Source organism: Streptomyces lincolnensis (genome assembly GCF_021173675.1).
Classification (GTDB): Bacteria; Actinomycetota; Actinomycetes; order Streptomycetales; family Streptomycetaceae; genus Streptomyces; species Streptomyces lincolnensis_B.
In genome coordinates, this window is the sequence record NZ_JAIHON010000006.1 from 201,649 (window position 1) to 222,873 (window position 21,225).

Genomic DNA, 21,225 nt, shown 5'->3' on the forward strand with positions numbered 1-21,225 from the left:
TGGACTCCTTCTTACTTCTTGGACGGGGACTTGGGCCGCTGCGGACCCTTGCGCTGTCCGGACTGGGCCTTGCTGCGGGTACCGGAGGCGGGCTTCGAGGCACCCTTGCCGGCGGCGGGCTTGGCGTCCTCGGGCGCGTCGGTCTTCTTCAGCGACGTGGGCTCACCGGCGGCCTTCGGAGCGCCCGCGGCGGCACCGGACTGACGCTGGGACTTGCTCTGCCGCTTGGGCTGCTGGCGCTTCGGGGCGGCCGCACTGGTCGGCGTACCGTCCTCGGTCTGGGCGGTGACCTGGGCCTCGCCCTTGATCACGGTGCCGTCGGGCTGAGCCGCGAGGCCCGCCTTGTTCAGACCGTTGATGAACTTGCGCTCGAACTCGTTGCGGTCGCGGCCCTTGGCCACGATGGCCTTGACGATGGCCTTCTCACCGCGGCTGCGCGTCTTGCCGTGGTGCGTGACGTGCTTGTACAGCCGCTCCAGGTACGCGGCCTGAGCCTTGGAACCCGGGGTCGGGTTGTTGTGGATGACGTACATCTGCTGGCCCATGGTCCACACGTTGGTGGTCAGCCAGTAGACGAGGACACCGACCGGGAAGTTGATGCCGAAGACGGCGAACATGACCGGGAAGACGTACATCAGCATCTTCTGCTGCTGCATGAACGGCGTCTTCACCGTGGTGTCGACGTTCTTCGTCATCAGCTGGCGCTGCGTGTAGAACTGCGACGCCGACATCAGGACGATCATGACCGCGGTGACGATCCGGACCGTGGTCAGCGAGGCGTCGAGGGCCGCGACGTCAGCGGAGCTGTCGGTGAACTTCGCCGCGAGCGGGGCGCCGAAGATGTGCGCCTTCTGCGCGCTGTCCAGCAGGCTCTGGTTGATGGAGCCGATGGTGTCGTTGTTCGCGATGCTGTTGAGCACGTGGTAGAGCGCGAAGAAGAACGGCGACTGCGCCAGGATGGGAAGGCACGAGGAGAGCGGGTTGGTGCCCGTCTCCTTGTACAGCTTCATCATCTCTTCGGACTGGCGCTGCTTGTCGTTCTTGTAGCGCTCCTGGATCTTCTTCATCTCGGGCTGCAGCGTCTGCATGGCCCGGGTCGCCTTGATCTGCTTCACGAAGAGCGGGATCAGGCAGATACGGATCAGAATCACCAGGGACACGATGGACAGGCCCCAGGCCCACCCGGAGTCGTCGCCGAAGAGGGCGCCGTACACCTTGTGGAACTGGACGATGACCCAGGAGACAGGTGTCGTGATGAAGCTGAAGAAGCTGGCAATCGTGTCCACTAATCATGCTCCTTGGGCATGGGACGGGGTCTCTGCGGCCGGGCTCGAAGGAGCCTGCCCCTCGGTGGCCGGTTCGGCGGCGGAGGGCCCGCCCTTGCGTGCACGCCAGGCGTTACGCAACATTTCGTGCCACCGCGGACGCTTGCGCGGCGGGACATGGTCCACGCCGCCCAGCGACCACGGATTGCATCGCAGGATGCGCCAGGCCGTGAGTGCCGTTCCCTTGACCGCACCATGCCGGTCGATGGCCTGGTAGCCGTAGTGGGAGCACGACGGGTAGTACTTGCACACCGGCCCGAGCAACGGGCTGATGGTCCACTGGTACAGCTTGATCAGCGCCAGCAGCGGGTACTTCATCGCGCGCCCCCTCCCAGCAACCGCTGAAGGGCGGCATCCAGGTCTCGGGCCAGTTGTGCGTGGTCGGCGTCGCCCGCACCGGGCAGCGCTCGTACGACTACCAGGCTACCGGGGGGCAGCTGGGCGATTCGATCGCGCATCAGATGGCGAAGCCTGCGCTTCACCTTGTTGCGCACCACCGCACCTCCCACGGCCTTGCTGACGACGAAACCCGCACGTGTCGGGGGAGCGCTCTCCCCAGGCGCGTGCGGGTTCGTGGCACCGCTACGAAGATGGACGACGAGGGACGGGCGTCCAGCCCGACGACCCCGTCGTACCGCGGTCGCGAAGTCCTCGCGCCGCCTCAGCCGATGCTCGGTAGGCAGCACGACGTCATGACCTGATCGGGATCAGGCGGACAGGTTGGCGCGACCCTTGCTGCGACGGTTCGCGAGAATCGCGCGGCCGGCACGGGTGCGCATCCGCAGGCGGAAGCCGTGGGTCTTCGCGCGGCGGCGGTTGTTCGGCTGGAAGGTGCGCTTGCTCACTCGGGGGCTCCAGAATAAATCGGTGGTTGCGGGGTGCCGTCCTGGCTGTCACCGTGCGCCCACGAGTAGCTCGCAGTAACGCCCGAGTGCACCGCTTCCCGATCACCCGAAGCGATCTGTGCCCATCGGAGGCAGGCGGCAGCAGCCATCGACAACTCGACCTGGTTACGGTACGCGCGGCTACGCCATCCGGTCAAACCAGCGGTCACCGGGAGACACTATCCACAGCCTGGGGACAACAACTTGAACCGCACCCATCGCCCTGACTACCGTGGCCGGACTCCCATTCGTTCCTTTGACCCCTTCGTTTAGGGCTCCACCCCATTTGAATCCCGACCCGTCCCGAACCACACGTTCGTGGGACCCGTGAGAGAGCGTGCCCTGTGGCTGACGTACCTGCCGATCTTGCCGCAGTGTGGCCACGAGTACTGGAGCACCTACTGGGTGAGGGCCGCGGACAGGGGGTGGAGAGCAAGGACGAGCGCTGGATCCGTCGCTGCCAGCCGCTCGCGCTCGTCGCGGACACCGCCCTGCTCGCCGTACCGAACGAATTTGCGAAGGGCGTACTGGAGGGCCGGCTGGCCCCGGTCGTCAGCGAGGCGCTGAGCCGTGAGTGCGGCCGGCCGATCCGTATCGCGATCACCGTCGACGACTCCGCGGGCGAGCCCTCGGCCCCGTCGGCGCCCCCGGCCCGGCCCCAGCCCCGCTACGACGAGCCCGAGCACCCGCCGTCCCCGTACGAGGGATACGGCCGCCACCGCGCCGACGACCAGCGGCCGGACCAGCGGCCCGAGTACGACCAGCCGCGTCCCGGCCCCCAGGGCGACCACCAGCCCCGTGCCGACCAGCTGCCGACCGCCCGCCCCGCCTACCCCGGTGAGTACCAGCGCCCGGAGCCCGGCGCCTGGCCCCGTTCCTCGCAGGACGACTACGGCTGGCAGCAGCCGAGGCTCGGCTTCCCCGAACGCGACCCGTACGCCTCGCCCTCCCAGGACTCCTACGGTCCGCCGTCGCAGGATCAGTACGGGGCACCGCCCCAGGACTCCTACGGGCCCCCGTCCCAGGATCAGTACGGGCAGGACTACCGCCCGCAGTCGATGGAGCGCCCGCCGTACGACAACCAGCGCCCCGACTACGACAAGCCGCGCCCCGATTACGACCAGCGGCCTGACTACGACAAGCCACGCTCCGACTACGACCAGCGGGACGGGCGCCGTGAGCTGCCCGAGCAGCCGTCCGGCCCCGGACACTCCGGACACGTCCACCGGGGCGGACCCGTCGGCTCCGCGCTGCCCACCACGGGCGCCCCCGGCCCGCTGGCCGCGAAGCCCGCGCCAGCGACCGGTCCCGGTGAGCCGACCGCCCGCCTGAACCCGAAGTACCTCTTCGACACGTTCGTCATCGGCGCCTCCAACCGCTTCGCGCACGCGGCCGCGGTGGCGGTCGCCGAGGCGCCGGCGAAGGCGTACAACCCGCTCTTCATCTACGGGGAGTCCGGGCTCGGCAAGACGCACCTGCTGCACGCGATCGGGCACTACGCGCGCAGCCTCTACCCGGGCACGCGGGTGCGGTACGTGAGCTCGGAGGAGTTCACCAACGAGTTCATCAACTCCATCCGCGACGGCAAGGGCGACAGCTTCCGCAAGCGCTACCGCGAGATGGACATCCTGCTCGTCGACGACATCCAGTTCCTGGCGGACAAGGAGTCGACGCAGGAGGAGTTCTTCCACACCTTCAACACGCTCCACAACGCCAACAAGCAGATCGTGCTCTCCAGTGACCGGCCTCCGAAGCAGCTGGTCACGCTGGAGGACCGGCTGCGGAACCGTTTCGAGTGGGGCCTGATCACCGACGTCCAGCCGCCCGAGCTGGAGACCCGTATCGCCATCCTCCGCAAGAAGGCGGTCCAGGAGCAGCTCAACGCCCCGCCGGAGGTGCTGGAGTTCATCGCCTCCCGGATCTCGCGCAACATCCGCGAACTGGAGGGCGCGCTGATCCGGGTGACGGCGTTCGCGTCGCTCAACCGGCAGCCGGTGGACCTGGGCCTGACCGAGATCGTCCTCAAGGACCTCATCCCCGGCGGCGAGGACTCGGCCCCCGAGATCACCTCGACGGCCATCATGGGCGCCACCGCCGACTACTTCGGCCTCACGGTCGAGGACCTGTGCGGCACCTCCCGCGGCCGCGCGCTGGTGACGGCCCGCCAGATCGCGATGTACCTGTGCCGCGAGCTGACGGACCTCTCCCTGCCGAAGATCGGCGCCCTGTTCGGCGGCCGCGACCACACCACGGTCATGCACGCCGACCGCAAGATCCGCAATCTGATGGCCGAGCGGCGCTCCATCTACAACCAGGTGACAGAGCTGACGAACCGCATCAAGAACGGCTGATCGGGACAGCCTCACGTCCGATCGCGACACCTCACGACGACGAAGGGCGCCCCGGGACGAGTTCCCCGGGGCGCCCTTCGTCGTGCCGTGGCATCCACCGTGGCCATCCGCTGTTCGATTACCTGCCGCGTTACGGCCTCTCTCCACAGATTCGGCGACTTTCTCCCGTCCACACCCTGGGGACCGGGAAGTTGTCCAGATCGCGTCCACAGGCGCCCCAGCCGCGAGACCATCGGAGGAGGTCAGGTGGCTGTGGATTCGTGGACGAACGATCTCCACAGACTGTGGACAACGCGGTGATCCACAAGCTGTGCACGGAGTTGTCCACCGACAACCCACAGGCTGAGGACGGTTGTCCCCAGAGATCACCGGCTTCTCCACATCCCTGTCCACTGTTCGGCAACGCGACGCGCCAGATCACCGGGTCGAGTGAAAGGCGTCACACGAAGGTGCCGGGTTGGGCTGTGGGAAAGGTGGGTAAAGCTGGGGACGACGTTGGGGAGAAGTCGCCTCTGCCTGTGCACGGGGTGTGCAGAACTTTCCGTTCTCCACAGAGAACCCCGGTTGTCCACCGCCTCCGCCCACAGGGCCAGTGGACAAAATTTCCGGTCTGACCTGCGAAAACGCGGTTATCCACGGTATCCACAGCCCCTACTACTACTCCCAACTAGAGAGAGCTGGGAATCCGTTTCGAAGTGGGTCCTGTGCACAACTCGCCGTCCGGCCCCCGGCTGCCCCTCGTCACGACTTGACCCCGAGAGGCACCTACTGTCAGTGGGGTGCGTCAGACTGTTCCCGGCGTCCTTCCCCTCACAGGGGCCGACGACACCGAGACAGACGACGAAGCCAGGCAGGCCGAGAAGCGCCGGCAACAGCAGGAGGCGGCAACAGTGAAGATCCGGGTGGAACGCGACGTACTCGCGGAGGCAGTGGCCTGGGCGGCTCGCAGCCTCCCGGCCCGTCCGCCGGCGCCTGTCCTCGCCGGCCTTCTGCTGAAGGCCGAGGAGGGCCAGCTCAGCCTCTCCAGCTTCGACTACGAGGTCTCCGCACGGGTGTCCGTGGAGGCCGAGGTCGAGGAGGAGGGCACGGTCCTCGTCTCCGGCCGACTGCTCGCCGACATCTGCCGCGCCCTCCCCAACCGCCCGGTGGAGATCTCCACAGACGGTGTACGGGCGACCGTGGTCTGCGGCTCCTCCCGGTTCACCCTCCACACCCTGCCTGTGGAGGAGTACCCGGCGCTGCCGCAGATGCCCACCGCGACCGGCACCGTCCCCGGTGAGGTCTTCGCCTCCGCCGCCGCCCAGGTGGCCATCGCCGCCGGCCGCGACGACACGCTGCCGGTCCTCACCGGTGTGCGCATCGAGATCGAGGGCGACACCGTCACGCTGGCCTCCACCGACCGCTACCGCTTCGCGGTCCGCGAGTTCCTGTGGAAGCCGGAGAACCCCGAGGCGTCCGCGGTGGCCCTGGTGCCCGCCAAGACGCTCCTGGACACCGCCAAGGCCCTCACGAGCGGCGACAGCGTCACCCTGGCGCTCTCCGGCTCGGGCGCGGGCGAGGGGCTGATCGGTTTCGAGGGCGCCGGGCGCCGGACGACGACCCGCCTCCTGGAGGGCGACCTCCCGAAGTACCGCTCGCTGTTCCCGACGGAGTTCAACTCCATCGCCGTGATCGAGACCGCCCCCTTCGTGGAGGCCGTCAAGCGTGTGGCGCTGGTCGCCGAGCGCAACACCCCGGTGCGGCTCAGCTTCGAGCAGGGCGTGCTGATCCTGGAGGCCGGCTCCAGCGACGACGCACAGGCTGTGGAAAGGGTCGACGCCCAGCTGGAGGGCGACGACGTCTCGATCGCCTTCAACCCGACCTTCCTGCTGGACGGCCTGAGCGCCATCGACTCCCCGGTCGCCCAGCTGTCCTTCACGACGTCCACGAAGCCCGCGCTGCTGAGCGGCAAGCCCGCGGTGGACGCCGAGGCGGACGAGGCCTACAAGTACCTGATCATGCCGGTGCGGCTGAGCGGCTGACCTCGGAGAACTCGCAGGTCGGGGCGTACGTTTGAGCGCGTATGCCCACAGGTGTGCGTGAGCGTCCGGGTTTAGGCTCGGACGTGGGTACGAAGGTGCCTCTCACGTCACAGCAACCTAAGGAACCACTGATGGAGCTCGGTCTCGTCGGCCTCGGCAAGATGGGCGGCAACATGCGCGAGCGGATCCGCCGCGCGGGCCACACCGTCGTCGGATACGACCGCAACCCGGACCTCGCGGATGTCCACAGCCTCGAAGAGCTTGTGGGCAAGCTCAAGGGCCCGCGGGTCGTGTGGGTGATGGTCCCGGCCGGGGCCGCGACCCAGTCGACGGTCGACGAGCTGGCCGAGCTCCTGGAGCCGGGCGATGTCGTCGTGGACGGCGGCAACTCCCGCTGGACGGACGACGAGAAGCACGCCGAGGAGCTGGCCGCCAAGGGCATCGGCTTCGTCGACTGCGGTGTCTCCGGCGGCGTCTGGGGCCTGGAGAACGGCTACGCGCTGATGTACGGCGGCGACGCGGAGAACGTCGCCAAGGTGCAGCCGGTCTTCGACGCCCTCAAGCCCGAGGGCGACCTCGGCGCGGTGCACGCCGGCAAGGTCGGCGCGGGCCACTTCGCGAAGATGGTCCACAACGGCATCGAGTACGCGATGATGCAGGCCTACGCCGAGGGCTGGGAGCTGCTGGAGAAGGTCGACTCCGTCACGGACGTGCGCGAGGTCTTCCGCTCCTGGCAGGAGGGCACGGTCATCCGTTCCTGGCTGCTGGACCTCGCGGTGAACGCCCTCGACGAGGACGAGCACCTCGACAGGCTGAAGGGTTTTGCACAGGACTCCGGCGAGGGACGCTGGACTGTGGAGGCCGCCATCGACCACGCCGTGCCGCTGCCCGCGATCACGGCCTCTCTCTTCGCGAGGTTCGCCTCGCGCCAGGAGGACTCTCCGCAGATGAAGATGATCGCGGCGCTGCGCAACCAGTTCGGTGGCCACGCGGTCGAGAAGAAGTAATCCACAGGGCTGCACGGCAGTCCACAAGCTGGGGGAGGTCGCCGCCCGACCATGCACGTCACGCATCTGTCGCTGGCCGACTTCCGCTCGTACGCCCGGGTCGAAGTGCCGCTCGATCCGGGCGTCACCGCTTTCGTGGGCCCCAACGGGCAGGGCAAGACGAACCTGGTCGAGGCGGTCGGCTACCTCGCCACCCTCGGCAGCCACCGCGTCTCCTCCGACGCCCCGTTGGTCCGCATGGGCGCCGACCGGGCCATCGTCCGGGCGCAGGTCCGGCAGGGCGAGCGGCAGCAGCTGATCGAACTGGAGCTGAACCCCGGCAAGGCCAACCGCGCCCGGATCAACAGGTCCTCGCAGGTCAGGCCGCGTGACGTGCTGGGGATCGTGCGGACCGTGCTGTTCGCCCCCGAGGACCTCGCCCTGGTGAAGGGCGACCCCGGGGAGCGGCGCCGCTTCCTCGACGAGCTGATCACCGCCCGCTCCCCGCGCATGGCCGGCGTCCGGTCCGACTACGAGCGCGTCCTGAAGCAGCGCAACACCCTCCTGAAGTCGGCCGCGCTCGCCCGACGGCACGGCGGCCGTTCCATGGACATGTCCACGCTCGACATCTGGGACCAGCACCTCGCGCGCGCGGGCGCCGAACTGCTCGCCCAGCGGCTCGACCTGATCGCCGCGCTCCAGCCGCTCGCCGACAAGGCGTACGAGCAACTGGCCCCCGGCGGCGGCCCGGTCGCCCTCGACTACAAGCCGTCGGCTCCGGGCGAGGCCCACACGCGCGACGACCTCTACGAGCAGCTGACGGCCGCGCTCGCCGAGGCACGCAAGCAGGAGATCGAGCGGGGCGTCACCCTCGTAGGACCGCATCGGGACGACGTGCTGCTCAGGCTCGGCCAGCTGCCCGCCAAGGGGTACGCCTCGCACGGGGAGTCGTGGTCCTACGCGCTCGCCCTGCGGCTGGCCTCCTACGACCTGCTGCGGGCCGAGGGCAACGAACCGGTGCTCGTCCTCGACGACGTCTTCGCCGAGCTGGACACCCGGCGGCGCGAGCGGCTGGCCGAGCTGGTCGCGCCCGGTGAGCAGGTCCTGGTCACCGCCGCGGTCGACGACGACGTACCGCATGTCCTGACGGGGACGCGGTTCACGGTGTCCGACGGGGCGGTGGAGCGCGCATGAGCACCGACGAGCCCGTACCGCCCCCGGCGGACGCCCCCCGCAAGGCCGCCGAACCCTCGGGCGTCGACCTCGCGCGCGTGGCGCTGCGGGCGGCGAAGGAACAGGCACGCGCGCGTGGGGACGCGGCGCAGCAGAAGAAGCAGGCGCGCCGCGGCGGCGGCCTGCGCTCCGGCGCGCGCGCCGACGGCCGCGACCCCATGGCGCTCGGCTCCGCCATCAACCGGCTGATCACCGAGCGCGGCTGGGAGACACCGGCCGCGGTGGGCGGGGTGATGGGCCGCTGGCCGCAGATCGTCGGCGAGGACGTCGCCAAGCACTGCGAGCCGGAGACGTACGACGAGGACGAGCGGGTGCTCGTCGTGCGCTGCGACTCCACGGCCTGGGCGACGAACCTGCGCCTGCTCGCGCCGCAGCTGGTCGCCCGTCTCAACCAGGACCTCGGGCACGGCGCGGTGACGCTGATCAAGGTGCAGGGGCCCAGCGGCCCCGCCCGTCGTTACGGCCCGCTGAGGGCTCCGGGCAGCGGTAAGCCCGACGACACTTACGGGTGACTTACATCACCTTTCTCCTGTGTGGGCGGTCCTGCCGTACCACTGCACGCGGTTGCGAATTTCGACCTGACTCCCAAGTAGCAAAGGGTTGACAGCCGGAAGCGCTGAGTGCCTCCGTGAGCCTCTTGGAGCCCCGCTCCGTATATGGGGACCCGGAAGACGCCGGTTGAGGGCGCCACATGAGGACTCAGGTACCGGCAAACCCCCATCACTGTCGGCGCTACCGGTAGACTGGAAGCTAATCCCGCCCCATTCGTGGGGACCGTCCGGGACAAGCTGAGCAACGCTGATCAAGGCTTACCAACGCAACATGCCGCAGCCGCTCCGGCAACCCGCCGACGAGCCCGGCTCGTGCTGTGCCAGAAAGGGCGCTTCGTGGCCGATTCCGGCAACCCCAACGAGAACATCCCGTCCACCGACGCCGCGGCGATCTCGTCGAACGGCGAGGTCACAGCCTCGTACGACGCCAGCGCCATCACCGTCCTCGAGGGTCTGGACGCGGTCCGCAAGCGACCCGGTATGTACATCGGCTCAACAGGCGAGCGCGGACTGCACCACCTGGTGCAGGAAGTCGTCGACAACTCGGTCGACGAGGCGCTGGCCGGTCACGCGGACACCATCGACGTCACGATCCTCGCCGACGGTGGCGTGCGCGTCATCGACAACGGTCGTGGCATCCCCGTCGGCATCGTCCCCTCCGAGGGCAAGCCGGCCGTCGAGGTCGTGCTGACGGTCCTGCACGCGGGCGGAAAGTTCGGTGGCGGCGGCTACGCGGTCTCCGGCGGTCTGCACGGCGTGGGCGTCTCCGTCGTGAACGCCCTGTCGACCAAGGTCTCCGTCGAGATCAAGACCGACGGCTACCGCTGGACGCAGGACTACAAGTTGGGCGTGCCGACGGCTCCGCTCGCCCAGCACGAGGCCACGGACGAACACGGCACCACGGTCACCTTCTGGGCCGACCCGGACATCTTCGAGACCACCGAGTACTCCTTCGAGACGCTGTCGCGGCGCTTCCAGGAGATGGCGTTCCTCAACAAGGGTCTGCGGATCAACCTCACCGACGAGCGCGAGTCGGCGAAGGCCACCGCCGGCGCGGACGAGGCGGGCGAGGACGAGAAGCACGAGGTCAAGCACGTCTCGTACCACTACGAGGGCGGCATCGTCGACTTCGTGAAGTACCTCAACTCCCGCAAGGGCGAAGTGGTGCACCCGACCGTGATCGACCTGGAGGCGGAGGACAAGGACAGGAGCCTGTCCCTCGAACTCGCCATGCAGTGGAACGGTGGCTACAGCGAGGGCGTGTACTCCTTCGCCAACATCATCCACACGCACGAGGGCGGCACGCACGAAGAGGGCTTCCGGGCCGCGCTGACCTCGCTGATCAACAAGTACGCGCGCGACAAGAAGCTGCTGCGCGAGAAGGACGACAACCTCACGGGCGACGACATCCGCGAGGGTCTGACCGCGATCATCTCGGTGAAGCTGAGCGAACCGCAGTTCGAGGGCCAGACGAAGACCAAGCTGGGCAACACCGAGGTGAAGACCTTCGTGCAGAAGGTCGTCTACGAGCACCTCAACGACTGGCTGGACCGCAACCCGAACGAGGCCGCGGACATCATCCGCAAGGGCATCCAGGCGGCCACCGCGCGCGTGGCGGCCCGCAAGGCCCGTGACCTCACCCGCCGCAAGGGTCTGCTGGAGACGGCCTCCCTGCCGGGCAAGCTCTCCGACTGCCAGTCGAACGACCCCACCAAGTGCGAGATCTTCATCGTCGAGGGTGACTCCGCCGGCGGCTCGGCCAAGTCCGGCCGGAACCCGGAGTACCAGGCGATCCTCCCGATCCGCGGCAAGATCCTGAACGTCGAGAAGGCCCGGATCGACAAGATCCTCCAGAACCAGGAGATCCAGGCGCTGATCTCGGCCTTCGGCACCGGAGTCCACGAGGACTTCGACATCGAGAAGCTCCGCTATCACAAGATCATCCTGATGGCGGACGCCGACGTCGACGGCCAGCACATCAGCACCCTGCTGCTGACCTTCCTGTTCCGCTTCATGCGGCCGCTGGTCGAGGCCGGGCACGTGTTCCTCTCCCGTCCTCCGCTCTACAAGATCAAGTGGGGCCGGGACGAGGTGGAGTACGCGTACTCCGACCGCGAGCGCGACGCGCTGATCGAGATGGGCCGCCAGCGCGGCAAGCGCATCCGCGAGGACTCGATCCAGCGCTTCAAGGGTCTCGGCGAGATGAACGCCGAGGAACTGCGCATCACGACCATGGACCAGGAGCACCGCGTCCTGGGCCAGGTCACCCTCGACGACGCCGCCCAGGCCGACGACCTGTTCTCGGTCCTGATGGGCGAGGACGTCGAGGCGCGCCGCCAGTTCATCCAGCGCAACGCCAAGGACGTCCGCTTCCTCGACATCTGAGTCGGTCTCAGCTGACCGCACCAGGAAGGATCTTCACCAGCAATGACCGACGAGACCCCAGACCTTTCTTCCGGCCCGCTCACGCCTGAAGAGGGCGGCGCCATCGCGCAGCGTGTCGAGCCCGTCGGGCTCGAGACGGAGATGCAGCGCTCGTACCTCGACTACGCGATGTCCGTCATCGTCTCCCGCGCGCTGCCGGACGTCAGGGACGGCCTCAAGCCCGTCCACCGCCGCGTCCTGTACGCGATGTACGACGGCGGCTACCGCCCCGAGCGCGGCTTCTACAAGTGCGCCCGTGTCGTCGGCGACGTCATGGGCAACTACCACCCGCACGGCGACTCCTCGATCTACGACGCGCTGGTCCGCCTCGCGCAGTCCTGGTCGATGCGGATGCCGCTGGTGGACTCCAACGGCAACTTCGGCTCTCCGGGCAACGACCCGGCGGCGGCCATGCGCTACACCGAGTGCAAGATGGCGCCGCTGTCGATGGAGATGGTCCGTGACATCGACGAGGAGACCGTCGACTTCACGGACAACTACGACGGCCGCTCCCAGGAGCCGACCGTCCTGCCGGCGCGCTTCCCGAACCTGCTGATCAACGGTTCGGCCGGTATCGCGGTCGGCATGGCCACCAACATCCCCCCGCACAACCTGCGCGAGGTCGCCTCCGGCGCCCAGTGGTACCTGGAGAACCCCGAGGCCTCGCACGAGGAGCTCCTGGACGCCCTCATCGAGCGCATCAAGGGCCCGGACTTCCCGACCGGTGCGCTCGTCGTCGGCCGTAAGGGCATCGAAGAGGCGTACCGCACGGGGCGTGGCTCCATCACCATGCGGGCGGTCGTCGAGGTCGAGGAGATCCAGAATCGCCAGTGCCTGGTGGTCACGGAGCTGCCGTACCAGACCAACCCCGACAATCTCGCCCAGAAGATCGCCGACCTGGTGAAGGACGGCAAGGTCGGCGGCATCGCGGACGTCCGGGACGAGACCAGCTCCCGTACGGGTCAGCGTCTCGTCATCGTCCTGAAGCGTGACGCGGTCGCCAAGGTCGTACTGAACAACCTGTACAAGCACACAGACCTGCAGTCGAACTTCAGCGCCAACATGCTGGCGCTGGTCGACGGGGTGCCGCGCACGCTGTCGCTGGACGCGTTCATCCGGCACTGGGTGACGCACCAGATCGAGGTCATCGTCCGGCGGACGAAGTTCCGGCTGCGCAAGGCCGAGGAGCGGGCGCACATCCTGCGCGGTCTGCTGAAGGCCCTGGACGCCATCGACGAGGTCATCGCGCTGATCCGGCGCAGCGACACCGTCGACATCGCCCGCACGGGCCTGATGGAGCTCCTGGCGATCGACGAGATCCAGGCGAACGCCATCCTCGAGATGCAGCTGCGCCGACTGGCCGCCCTGGAGCGCCAGAAGATCGTCCAGGAGCACGACGAACTCCAGGCGAAGATCACCGAGTACAACGAGATCCTGTCCTCGCCGGTCCGTCAGCGCGGCATCGTCAGCGAGGAGCTCGCCGCGATCGTCGAGAAGTTCGGCGACGACCGCAAGACCATGCTGGTGCCCTACGACGGTGACATGTCCATCGAGGACCTGATCGCCGAGGAGGACATCGTCGTCACGGTGACGCGCGGCGGGTACGTCAAGCGCACCAAGACCGTCGACTACCGGGCGCAGAAGCGCGGCGGCAAGGGCGTGCGGGGTACGAAGCTCAAGGAAGACGACATCGTCGACCACTTCTTCGTGTCGACCACGCACCACTGGCTGCTGTTCTTCACCAACAAGGGCCGCGTCTACCGGGCCAAGGCCTACGAGCTGCCGGACGCCGGGCGCGAGGCGCGCGGCCAGCACGTCGCCAACCTGCTGGCGTTCCAGCCGGACGAGGCGATCGCCGAGATCCTCGCCATCCGTACCTACGACGTGGCGCCGTACCTTGTCTTGGCCACCAAGGGCGGTCTGGTGAAGAAGACGCCTCTGAAGGATTACGATTCGCCGCGTTCCGGTGGTGTGATCGCGATCAACCTCCGGGAGACGGAGGACGGTTCGGACGACGAACTGATCGGAGCCGAACTCGTTTCATCCGAGGATGATCTGCTCCTGATCAGCAAGAAGGCACAGTCGATCAGGTTCACGGCGACGGATGACGCACTCCGTCCGATGGGCCGCGCGACCTCGGGTGTCAAGGGCATGAGCTTCCGTGAGGGAGACCAGCTGCTCTCGATGAATGTTGTTCGACCCGGTACGTTCGTGTTCACTGCCACAGACGGCGGGTACGCGAAGCGGACCGCCGTCGACGAGTACCGCGTCCAGGGTCGCGGCGGCCTCGGCATCAAGGCCGCCAAGATCGTGGAGGACCGTGGATCTCTCGTCGGCGCGCTGGTGGTCGAGGAGACCGACGAGATCCTCGCCATCACGCTGGGCGGCGGTGTGATTCGTACGCGAGTCAACGAGGTCAGGGAGACGGGCCGTGACACCATGGGCGTCCAACTGATCAACCTGGGCAAGCGCGATGCCGTGGTCGGTATCGCACGTAACGCCGAGGCTGGGCGCGAGGCGGAGGAGGTCGACGGCGATGTGGCCGTCGACGAGGCCGCCGAGGGTGTCGCGACCACCGGCACGGACGAGGGCGAGGTGCCCTCGACCGAGTAGCACGAGGAGTGAGTCATCGTGAGCGGAGCCACGGGCGCCGGATCGACCGGAACCTCCACCGGTCCTTCTACCGGTCCGGAGACGGACGGCGGCGGCCGTGGCTCCGCCGCGAAGGCAACAGACTCGCACACGACCAACCTGCAGGCGATCAAGCCGCCTTCGACCGAGGTGCGCTCGCCAGACACGCATGGATCCCAGGGGGGAACTGTGACGGACACCCGAGGCGCGCAGGCCAAGCGGCCCGCCGGCGGCGCGGACCGGGCCTCGGCGCCGGCCACTCCGGGCGCCCAGCCGCAGCCTCAGCCGGCGGCTCAGCCTCAAGCACAGCCCGCCTCCCAGGCGGCACCGAAGACGACGACCTCTCCGCTGCCCGGCGAACGGCAGCCCGAGCAGCCGGCGGGTCCCTATCACCCGCCGCAGGCCTACCCGGCGCAGGCGCCCTCCAGTGCCGTACGACGTCCGCGCACCGGCGCGCGCACCACTCCGCGCACCCGCAAGGCGCGTCTGCGGGTGGCCAAGGCCGACCCGTGGTCCGTCATGAAAGTCAGCTTCCTGCTCTCCATCGCTCTCGGCATCTGCACGATCGTGGCGGCCGCCGTGCTGTGGATGGTCATGGACGCGATGGGCGTCTTCTCGACGGTAGGGGGCACGATCTCGGAGGCCACCGGCTCGAACGAGTCCAACGGCTTCGACCTCCAGTCGTTCCTCTCCCTGCCGAACGTTCTGATCTTCACGTCGATCATCGCGGTCATCGACGTCGTCCTGGCGACGGCCCTCGCGACTCTCGGCGCTTTCATCTACAACCTCTCCGCGGGCTTCGTCGGCGGCGTCGAGCTGACGCTGGCCGAGGACGAGTGAGACCGGTACGAGTAGGGACAGCGACCGGTTCAAACCCTCGCTGAGCGTTCTGTGAGAACCGATTTTGGGACTGCCCGCGTCGTGCGCTAATCTTCAGGAGTCAGCGCGCGGGACACACTCCGCAGAGCGCGGCGGGGCTATAGCTCAGTTGGTTAGAGCGCATCCCTGATAAGGATGAGGCCACAGGTTCAAATCCTGTTAGCCCCACAACGGCATAGCGCCAGGTCAGATGGCCGGTAGATTCTCAGAATCTACCGGCCATCTACATTTCTGAATCTAGGTATCCCGCTACTCCCCCGTAACTTGCAGGATACCCCTTGAACCGGTGACGCTGGCTATCTCCTGTGCTCTGCATCACATTTGCTGGCTCGCCTGCAATGCCGAACACCGAAAAACAGTCCAAGCGGTCTTGTACATGTCCGGAACTACACCCAGACCAATGGGGTCAAAGTGACCCGATAGGCCTTGAATGGCTGTGGATTTCTCGTGTGAAGGGTGCCCTACGGGCTGTAGATCAGCCGCAGCAGTCGGTAAAGTGCAGCCTGGGGAGACGGACGTGACCATTCCATCCGTCTGACGCATAACCCCAAGACAGGCCCGGCCGGGCGTTCGGGAGACCCCGGTCGGTAAGGGCGCCCCCCTGTCGCATCACACGCGACAGGGGGGCGTCTGGGAACAGTAAACCGCCCCGCCCTCCATACGGAGAGCGGGGCGATCGTGCTCAGCCACACGGGCGAGCACTCGATGGGGTCGGCGGACGCATATCACGCCCCCCACCGCCAACGGCCACCTACGGCAACCGTCGGTCCATGGACCCTTCCCGACCACCTTCCCCGAAATGCTTCACTTCTGATGCTGACAGGTGATCAACTACACAGCAGCTTGGACGGGTGCCCGCCGAACACCCCGAATGGGAGCGCCTCGCCTGCCAGAAGCAGGGCGACCGTCTCCGCCAGGCGCGCGAGCACGCCCACCTGAGCCAGGAGAAACTCGCCGAGAAGGCAGCCCTGGGCCGATCCACCGTTCAGCGCATCGAGTCCGGCGAGGGCATCAAGTACATCCACCTGATCCGCATCGCACGGGCCCTCGACGTAGACGTAGCTGATCTCGTACGGTGACCCGCCGCCAGCGCAGGGCCCGGGCGCCGGCGGCGGGCCGTGGCCACCCCTCGGGGGTGGGGCGGCCGTCATCTCTCCCACACGGGCCCGACGCCGCATGCAGGAAAGGTGTCGGGTCAGTTGTCTCGCCGGAGAGCGCGGGTGATCAGCACGCGGGCCAGGATGGCTGTCCCTACTGGATCGGGTCGCACCAGGGCGACGTGTGCGCGGTGAGCCCATATATCCCAACCGGGGCCGGAGTTGCCCGGCTCGTGCCCCACGCGGACCGCGTCGTCGGGGTCGGCGATCGACTCGTCGCAGTACCGGCACACGTGCAGGGGGCCGCTGCTCACCGCGTAACCCTCGTGAGGGCTTCCCAGTGGTCGCACACGGCGTTTAGGGTGCGAGCCAGGCGGCGCGCGTGCCCGGGGATCCCGCCGTATCTGGGAGTGGGGTCGGCGCGGAGCCGCTCGCGGGCCTCACCGACGCACGCCAGCGCGCAGAAGCGCGGGATGCTCTGCCGCGGGAGCTTCCCGGCTGCCTCCTCGACCTCGGGGAGGAGCAGTGCGAGGTGCCCGCGGATCTGGGCGGTGAGCGTCTCCAACTCACCGGGGGCCGGCGGAAGCGTCTCGGGTACGGCGTCCGGGTCGAGGAGGCGGTCGATGACGCCCCGCATCGTCTCGATGTCCGGCGGGGCCTCACTCATCTGCTCTTCTGCGCTGGGCGGGCGGGCGGTAGCGTGCGCCATGTCGTCGCTCCCTCGAAGCGTCGGCCATGCCCGGGGCCGTTCACGCGGCCGCCGGGTTTCGTCGTGTCTGCCGACGCTAGGAACACGATGTGCAGCACTGCCAGCAATGTGCAGATGTTTGCAGATACCGCTGACTGGCACAGGTGATGGCGACTTCGTGCTCTTGACCGGTGCCACCGTGAGGGCGACGGTGATGCAAACAACTGCACAACACGTGGACGGAGACCGCCATGTCACTACTGTTCATCGGCATCGACCCCAGCACCGGTGACGACAAGAGCCCTACCGTGTGGGTCGACCAAGAGAAAAAGGAAATCGTGTTCCAGGGCTGGAAGCCTGGCCAGGAGCTCGAAGCAGAGTGCGCCGCATTCGAGGTGCCCGGGCACGCCAAGGGCATCCCGGACGACGAAGCTGTTGTCCGTATCCCGGCCAGGATGGTGCAGATGATCAGGGAGGCCTGCGATGCCGTCGAGCGTTCCGCCGTTCGCTGACCTGATCTCCAGCTGCACGCGCTCCGCCGTCCACCTGGAGATGCGCGACCGCTACGCCGTAGATGAAGAAGACGAGGCCTTCCAGGCATGGCGCAACGGCTACCGCCACGACCCTGACGACCGCGCGTCCTGGTGGCGCCCATGGCTCGACCTGATCCAGGAGACCGTGGGCCGCGGAGTCGTCGTCCGCCGGGCCCGAATCGTCTCCGAACCCGTCACCGAGTACATCCGCTTCGAGCACTCGGGCACGTTCACCAACGTCGCCGCGGGCGAACAGGTGCGGTGGCTGCCGCGCCGGCGCGCCTCGGACATCGCCCTGCCAGGCAACGACTTCTGGCTGTTCGACGACCGTCTGATCCGCTGGAACCACTTCACTGGGGACGGCGCATGGGCGGGTGACGAACTCTCCGAGGACCTCGCGGCCGCCAAGCTGTGCACCGACGCTTTCGAGGCAGTGTGGGCGCGCGCTGTCCCGCATGACCTGTACGAAATCCGCTAAGCGGGGAAGGCACCGGTAGGCCAGCTCATGCCCGTTTCTCCGTCCTCGTCCGCCCAGGCCGCGCGCGAGACCGTCGCCCGACGGCTGCGCGACCTCCGCAAGGGGGCCGGACTGACGGTCGTCGAGCTGGCCGCCGCGTGCGGCTGGCACTACTCGAAGACCTCCCGCATCGAGAACGCCCTCACCGGGCCGTCCGCCAAGGACATCCGCCGGTGGTGCGCCGCAACCCAGGCCGAGGACCAGGCGCAGGACCTCGTTGCCCAGTCCATCAACGCTGAGTCGATGTACACGGAGTGGCGCGACCAGGTCCGGAGCGGGCTCAAGCAGTTGCAAGGCAGTTCAACCCAGTTGTACCGAGACACCGAACTGGTTCGCGTGTACTCCTCGACAGTGGTTCCTGGCCTGGTGCAGACCGAGGGCTACGCCGCTGCTGTGCTCGGCATGTCTGCCCGTTTCCACGGGCTCCCAGTCGACGACAGCGCGGAAGCCGCTCGGGCGCGTATGGAGCGCTCGCGCGTCATCCACGAGCCGGGCCACCGCTTCGTGCTGCTGGTCGAAGAATCCGTCCTCCGGTACCAGATCGGGGATGCGGATGTGATGGCCGGCCAGCTCGGCTACCTGCTCACCGTTGGTTCGCTGCCAGCGGTCTCGCTCGGCGTCATCCCCCTGGCTGCACGCGAGCGGGCCCAGTGGCCCGAGGAGACGTTCCACGTCTATGACAACACCCTTGCCACGGTTGAGCTGGTGTCGGCGCGGGTGAAGGTCACGCAACCGTCTGAAGTCGCGCTCTACATCAAGACGTTCGAGCAGCTGCGCACCATGGCGGTGTACGGCGCCGACGCCCGCTCTCTGATCCTGCGGGCGATCGAGGCCCTGCACTGACCCCAGGAACAGCGGAAGGCCCCCTCCCGCCCGAAGGCGGAAGGGGGCAAACCGCGTTATCGGACCAGGAGCGAGATCACACCCGTCGCCGCGCCGGCCACACCGGTCAGCGCACCGACCGCGGGCAGCGGCCACCGGCTCCTTTTCAGGGCCTCGACCTCGGCCCGCAGTTCGTCGACGTCCTTCTCGGTGTCCTCGCGGAGCTGCTTCAAGTCCTGCTCGTTGCGCGCCGATCGCTCGACGAGAACGGACAAGGAGCCCTTGACCTCAGCGAAGCCGGTGGCGACCGTACCGCGGAGTCGCTCCAGCTCCACGGCCACGGAGGCCTCCGGCACGGTCACCGGCGGTACCTCACGGTCTCCGTGATGCCCGGCCCCTCCGTGCCTCCGGACGTGGCCACGGCGGTCAGTACCGCCAGGACCGCGGCGCCGGCGCCGAGCGCCAGGCCCTCGTTCCAGTTCGCGTTGATGATGCCGAGCGTGTCCAGCCCCAGGGAGCCGACGAGGACCTGGGCGAAGGTGCGCACGCTGCGCTCGCCGGTCGCCTTCCAGAACGCCTTCGTGAACATGAGCCATCAGCCCTTTCAGGAGAGGAGGAGCCGCCAGGTGAGCGGCCCCGGGTAGCCGTCCGCGGCCCCGGCGAGGGCCGGGGTGGCGCGCTGGAAATCCCGCACGTTGAGGCGGGTGTTCTCGCTGAACAGCGGGCCAGGCGCGTAGGCCTTGCCCGCGTGGTGGCGCGTGAAGCCGCGCCGGACCAGGCCGCCGTCGAGCACCGTGACAGCCGGGTTGGTCTTGCCGAGGATGAAAGCGGACCGACCCGGATACGGCGGCGCCGTGGCGGTCGTCGCCTTACCGGGCAGCGTCCCGAGCAGCCGCTGAAGACTCACCGGCCCCGGGACACCGTCCGCGTCCTCGTGCGGAGCCGTCCCCTTGTAGCCCAGCGACAGCTGGAAGGCCTGCATCGCCCGAGTGTCAGCGTCGGACCACTCCGGCCCCGGACCGACCGCGTAGAAGCGTCCGAACCCCTTCTTCACCAGGGCGGTGCCGACCGCTGTGACGTGGGCGCCGGTGGCCCCGTAGCCGTACGGCAGGCCGTTGACCGTGACCTGGTAGCGGGCGATCGCCGTCCCTCCGACGGGCTCGCCGCCAGGCCCGCCCTGCGGCGCCTCGCCGTCCGGCCGGCGCGCGCCGGCCTGAACCCAGGCGTACAGCGGGTCACCGGGGCAGGAGGTCGCGTGGCCGTCGCGGTGTCCGCGGACGCGCTTCCCTGCGGCGCCGCCCGAGCGGAGCCACTGGATCGCGTCGACCAGGCCGTCGAGCTGAGCATCCGGCGGCTGTACGAGTCCGGAGTTCCCGAGCATCGCCAACACCGCGTAGTCCTGGGAGTTCAGCGTGCTGGAGCCGTTGGCGCCGGTCCGGCGGTGCAGCCCACGCCCCTCGAAGACGACCCCGTGCGGGCACACCGCGGCGTTGTACGCGATGTCGCTGTAGTCCTCGCGGGTGTTCGCGAGATGAGAGGCCTGGATGTCCCGCATCCGTCCAGCGCAGGAGCTGTGAGCGTCCGCGGCCGCGAGCGATTTCGGGACGTAGGCGCCCTCGTAGTGCACCTTCACGCCCAGCGTCGAGGCGATGTACGCCAGCGAGTGCTTCGACGGTTGCGCTCCCCAGGCGGCCCGGGTGACGAGCTTCATCAGACCGCCCCCTTCCTGGTCCACTGGCCCAGGCCTTCACCCTCGGCCCGTGACGTCGCCCACCACGTGTCGCTGCCGTCGAGAAGGACCCGCAGGTTGCAGGTGACGGTGCTCTCGGCGTGGACCCGGACCACAACGGCAGGCAGCACGTCGCCCTCCTGGACGTGGTTGCCGAGGTGTCCGATGAAGCCGAGGCGGGACTGTGCGGAGCCGCTTCGGTGGAAGTCGGCACGCCACGGGTTGATGTGAGCGACGTCGCCGCGGGTCAGGCGGTAGAGCACCATGTCGCCGACTGCGGGCGCGGGTGCCGGCGCTCCCTCGAGGGCGTTGTTGCTCGCGGCGACGACCGCCCAGTTCTTCGCCGCCCACAGCTCGTCGAGTGCCTTCGTCACCTCCGGCCCAGTGAGCGTCTCCGCGAGTCGGTGCGCCAGGTCGTGGAACGGCCGGCTCACGGCCTGGAGGTGCTCGGGCAGGTGGTCGTACCGGAAGTTGCTGAGCATCTGCGCGGTGGCGGGATGGATTTCGACAGCCATGCGTGCCTCCAGGGCATGAAGAAGGCCCCGGCCAGATGG

General features: G+C 68.2%; 22 protein-coding genes and 1 tRNA gene. 13 read left to right on the forward strand and 10 right to left on the reverse strand.

What is annotated here, in order from left to right; genetic code table 11:
* Positions 1–11: 11 nt before the first annotated feature.
* From yidC to rpmH, 4 genes are read right to left on the reverse strand one after another with little or no spacing between them, the layout of a single operon-like run.
* Positions 12–1,286 carry a membrane protein insertase YidC gene (yidC, locus tag K4B79_RS18575; protein ID WP_232027855.1) on the reverse strand — a complete coding sequence of 425 codons (1,275 nt, stop codon included), beginning with the start codon at positions 1,284–1,286 and terminating at the stop codon, positions 12–14.
* 3 nt (positions 1,287–1,289) lie between these two features.
* Complete coding sequence (gene yidD / locus K4B79_RS18580) at positions 1,290–1,643, reverse strand: membrane protein insertion efficiency factor YidD (protein WP_232027856.1); 354 nt, start codon at positions 1,641–1,643, stop codon at positions 1,290–1,292.
* On the reverse strand, positions 1,640–2,011 hold the full coding sequence (rnpA, locus tag K4B79_RS18585; protein ID WP_232027857.1) for a ribonuclease P protein component: 372 nt from the start codon (positions 2,009–2,011) through the stop codon (positions 1,640–1,642). The genes yidD and rnpA overlap by 4 nt, the downstream gene beginning before the upstream one ends.
* 21 nt (positions 2,012–2,032) lie before the next feature.
* Complete coding sequence (rpmH, locus tag K4B79_RS18590) at positions 2,033–2,170, reverse strand: 50S ribosomal protein L34 (RefSeq protein WP_018846094.1); 138 nt, start codon at positions 2,168–2,170, stop codon at positions 2,033–2,035.
* Positions 2,171–2,553: 383 nt separating this feature from the next.
* On the opposite strand from rpmH, the gene dnaA reads away from it, so the two are divergent.
* The 10 genes from dnaA (at position 2,554) to K4B79_RS18640 (ending at position 16,364) form a co-directional block, all read left to right on the forward strand.
* Positions 2,554–4,560: a chromosomal replication initiator protein DnaA gene (gene dnaA / locus K4B79_RS18595; RefSeq protein ID WP_308280443.1), complete on the forward strand. Its 2,007-nt coding sequence runs from the start codon at positions 2,554–2,556 to the stop codon at positions 4,558–4,560.
* A gap of 890 nt (positions 4,561–5,450) precedes the next feature.
* Positions 5,451–6,581: a DNA polymerase III subunit beta gene (dnaN, locus tag K4B79_RS18600; RefSeq protein WP_232028337.1), complete on the forward strand. Its 1,131-nt coding sequence runs from the start codon at positions 5,451–5,453 to the stop codon at positions 6,579–6,581.
* 131 nt (positions 6,582–6,712) lie between these two features.
* Positions 6,713–7,588, forward strand: a complete 876-nt coding sequence (gnd, locus tag K4B79_RS18605; RefSeq protein ID WP_232027860.1) for a phosphogluconate dehydrogenase (NAD(+)-dependent, decarboxylating) — start codon at positions 6,713–6,715, stop codon at positions 7,586–7,588.
* 51 nt (positions 7,589–7,639) lie between these two features.
* A complete protein-coding gene (gene recF, locus K4B79_RS18610) occupies positions 7,640–8,761 on the forward strand; it encodes a DNA replication/repair protein RecF (RefSeq protein WP_232027861.1) in 1,122 nt (373 codons plus the stop codon).
* Entirely contained in the window at positions 8,758–9,312 is a 555-nt protein-coding gene (locus tag K4B79_RS18615; protein WP_232027862.1) for a DUF721 domain-containing protein, read from the forward strand. Before recF ends, K4B79_RS18615 begins: the two co-directional genes overlap by 4 nt.
* Before the next feature lie 375 nt (positions 9,313–9,687).
* The gene (gene gyrB / locus K4B79_RS18620) at positions 9,688–11,736 is read left to right on the forward strand and encodes a DNA topoisomerase (ATP-hydrolyzing) subunit B (RefSeq protein ID WP_232027863.1); all 2,049 of its coding nucleotides are present in this window, start codon (positions 9,688–9,690) and stop codon (positions 11,734–11,736) included.
* Between the two features lie 42 nt (positions 11,737–11,778).
* A complete protein-coding gene (gyrA, locus tag K4B79_RS18625) occupies positions 11,779–14,388 on the forward strand; it encodes a DNA gyrase subunit A (protein ID WP_232027864.1) in 2,610 nt (869 codons plus the stop codon).
* A gap of 18 nt (positions 14,389–14,406) precedes the next feature.
* A complete protein-coding gene (locus K4B79_RS18630; protein WP_232027865.1) occupies positions 14,407–15,246 on the forward strand; it encodes a DUF3566 domain-containing protein in 840 nt (279 codons plus the stop codon).
* A 133-nt stretch (positions 15,247–15,379) separates the two neighbouring features.
* Positions 15,380–15,453 (forward strand) — tRNA-Ile (locus K4B79_RS18635).
* A gap of 683 nt (positions 15,454–16,136) precedes the next feature.
* Entirely contained in the window at positions 16,137–16,364 is a 228-nt protein-coding gene (locus K4B79_RS18640; RefSeq protein ID WP_232027866.1) for a helix-turn-helix domain-containing protein, read from the forward strand.
* Positions 16,365–16,480: 116 nt separating this feature from the next.
* Here K4B79_RS18640 and K4B79_RS18645 read toward each other — a convergent pair whose 3' ends face one another.
* Both K4B79_RS18645 and K4B79_RS18650 read right to left on the reverse strand, forming a co-directional pair.
* Positions 16,481–16,696, reverse strand: coding sequence for a hypothetical protein (locus tag K4B79_RS18645; protein WP_232027868.1), 216 nt, complete (start codon positions 16,694–16,696; stop codon positions 16,481–16,483).
* Positions 16,693–17,091, reverse strand: coding sequence for a DUF6415 family natural product biosynthesis protein (locus tag K4B79_RS18650; RefSeq protein WP_232027870.1), 399 nt, complete (start codon positions 17,089–17,091; stop codon positions 16,693–16,695). Before K4B79_RS18650 ends, K4B79_RS18645 begins: the two co-directional genes overlap by 4 nt.
* Positions 17,092–17,321: 230 nt before the next feature.
* Here K4B79_RS18650 and K4B79_RS18655 point away from each other — a divergent pair, with 230 nt between their 5' ends.
* Genes K4B79_RS18655 through K4B79_RS18665 form a run of 3 tightly spaced genes read left to right on the forward strand, consistent with a single transcriptional unit; the run spans position 17,322 to position 18,963 of the window.
* Positions 17,322–17,582 carry a hypothetical protein gene (locus K4B79_RS18655; RefSeq protein WP_232027872.1) on the forward strand — a complete coding sequence of 87 codons (261 nt, stop codon included), beginning with the start codon at positions 17,322–17,324 and terminating at the stop codon, positions 17,580–17,582.
* The gene (locus K4B79_RS18660; protein ID WP_232027874.1) at positions 17,554–18,081 is read left to right on the forward strand and encodes a DUF6879 family protein; all 528 of its coding nucleotides are present in this window, start codon (positions 17,554–17,556) and stop codon (positions 18,079–18,081) included. Before K4B79_RS18655 ends, K4B79_RS18660 begins: the two co-directional genes overlap by 29 nt.
* 27 nt (positions 18,082–18,108) lie before the next feature.
* Entirely contained in the window at positions 18,109–18,963 is an 855-nt protein-coding gene (locus K4B79_RS18665) for a helix-turn-helix domain-containing protein (RefSeq protein ID WP_232027876.1), read from the forward strand.
* A gap of 56 nt (positions 18,964–19,019) precedes the next feature.
* Here K4B79_RS18665 and K4B79_RS18670 read toward each other — a convergent pair whose 3' ends face one another.
* From K4B79_RS18670 to K4B79_RS18685, 4 genes are read right to left on the reverse strand one after another with little or no spacing between them, the layout of a single operon-like run.
* Positions 19,020–19,304, reverse strand: coding sequence for a hypothetical protein (locus tag K4B79_RS18670; RefSeq protein ID WP_232027878.1), 285 nt, complete (start codon positions 19,302–19,304; stop codon positions 19,020–19,022).
* Complete coding sequence (locus K4B79_RS18675; protein WP_232027880.1) at positions 19,301–19,531, reverse strand: holin; 231 nt, start codon at positions 19,529–19,531, stop codon at positions 19,301–19,303. The genes K4B79_RS18670 and K4B79_RS18675 overlap by 4 nt, the downstream gene beginning before the upstream one ends.
* Before the next feature lie 15 nt (positions 19,532–19,546).
* On the reverse strand, positions 19,547–20,653 hold the full coding sequence (locus K4B79_RS18680) for a peptidoglycan-binding protein (RefSeq protein WP_232027882.1): 1,107 nt from the start codon (positions 20,651–20,653) through the stop codon (positions 19,547–19,549).
* Positions 20,653–21,186: a hypothetical protein gene (locus K4B79_RS18685; protein WP_232027884.1), complete on the reverse strand. Its 534-nt coding sequence runs from the start codon at positions 21,184–21,186 to the stop codon at positions 20,653–20,655. Before K4B79_RS18685 ends, K4B79_RS18680 begins: the two co-directional genes overlap by 1 nt.
* Positions 21,187–21,225 lie beyond the last annotated feature (39 nt).

Coding starts and splice junctions, on each gene's coding strand:
- yidD (WP_232027856.1), bottom strand. CDS start 1,643: ATGAAGTACCCGCTGCTGGCGCTGATCAAGCTGTACCAGTGGACCATC.
- gnd (WP_232027860.1), top strand. CDS start 6,713: ATGGAGCTCGGTCTCGTCGGCCTCGGCAAGATGGGCGGCAACATGCGC.
- recF (WP_232027861.1), top strand. CDS start 7,640: ATGCACGTCACGCATCTGTCGCTGGCCGACTTCCGCTCGTACGCCCGG.
- K4B79_RS18615 (WP_232027862.1), top strand. CDS start 8,758: ATGAGCACCGACGAGCCCGTACCGCCCCCGGCGGACGCCCCCCGCAAG.
- gyrA (WP_232027864.1), top strand. CDS start 11,779: ATGACCGACGAGACCCCAGACCTTTCTTCCGGCCCGCTCACGCCTGAA.
- K4B79_RS18650 (WP_232027870.1), bottom strand. CDS start 17,091: ATGGCGCACGCTACCGCCCGCCCGCCCAGCGCAGAAGAGCAGATGAGT.
- K4B79_RS18655 (WP_232027872.1), top strand. CDS start 17,322: ATGTCACTACTGTTCATCGGCATCGACCCCAGCACCGGTGACGACAAG.
- K4B79_RS18660 (WP_232027874.1), top strand. CDS start 17,554: ATGCCGTCGAGCGTTCCGCCGTTCGCTGACCTGATCTCCAGCTGCACG.
- K4B79_RS18665 (WP_232027876.1), top strand. CDS start 18,109: ATGCCCGTTTCTCCGTCCTCGTCCGCCCAGGCCGCGCGCGAGACCGTC.
- K4B79_RS18675 (WP_232027880.1), bottom strand. CDS start 19,531: ATGTTCACGAAGGCGTTCTGGAAGGCGACCGGCGAGCGCAGCGTGCGC.
- K4B79_RS18680 (WP_232027882.1), bottom strand. CDS start 20,653: ATGAAGCTCGTCACCCGGGCCGCCTGGGGAGCGCAACCGTCGAAGCAC.
- K4B79_RS18685 (WP_232027884.1), bottom strand. CDS start 21,186: ATGGCTGTCGAAATCCATCCCGCCACCGCGCAGATGCTCAGCAACTTC.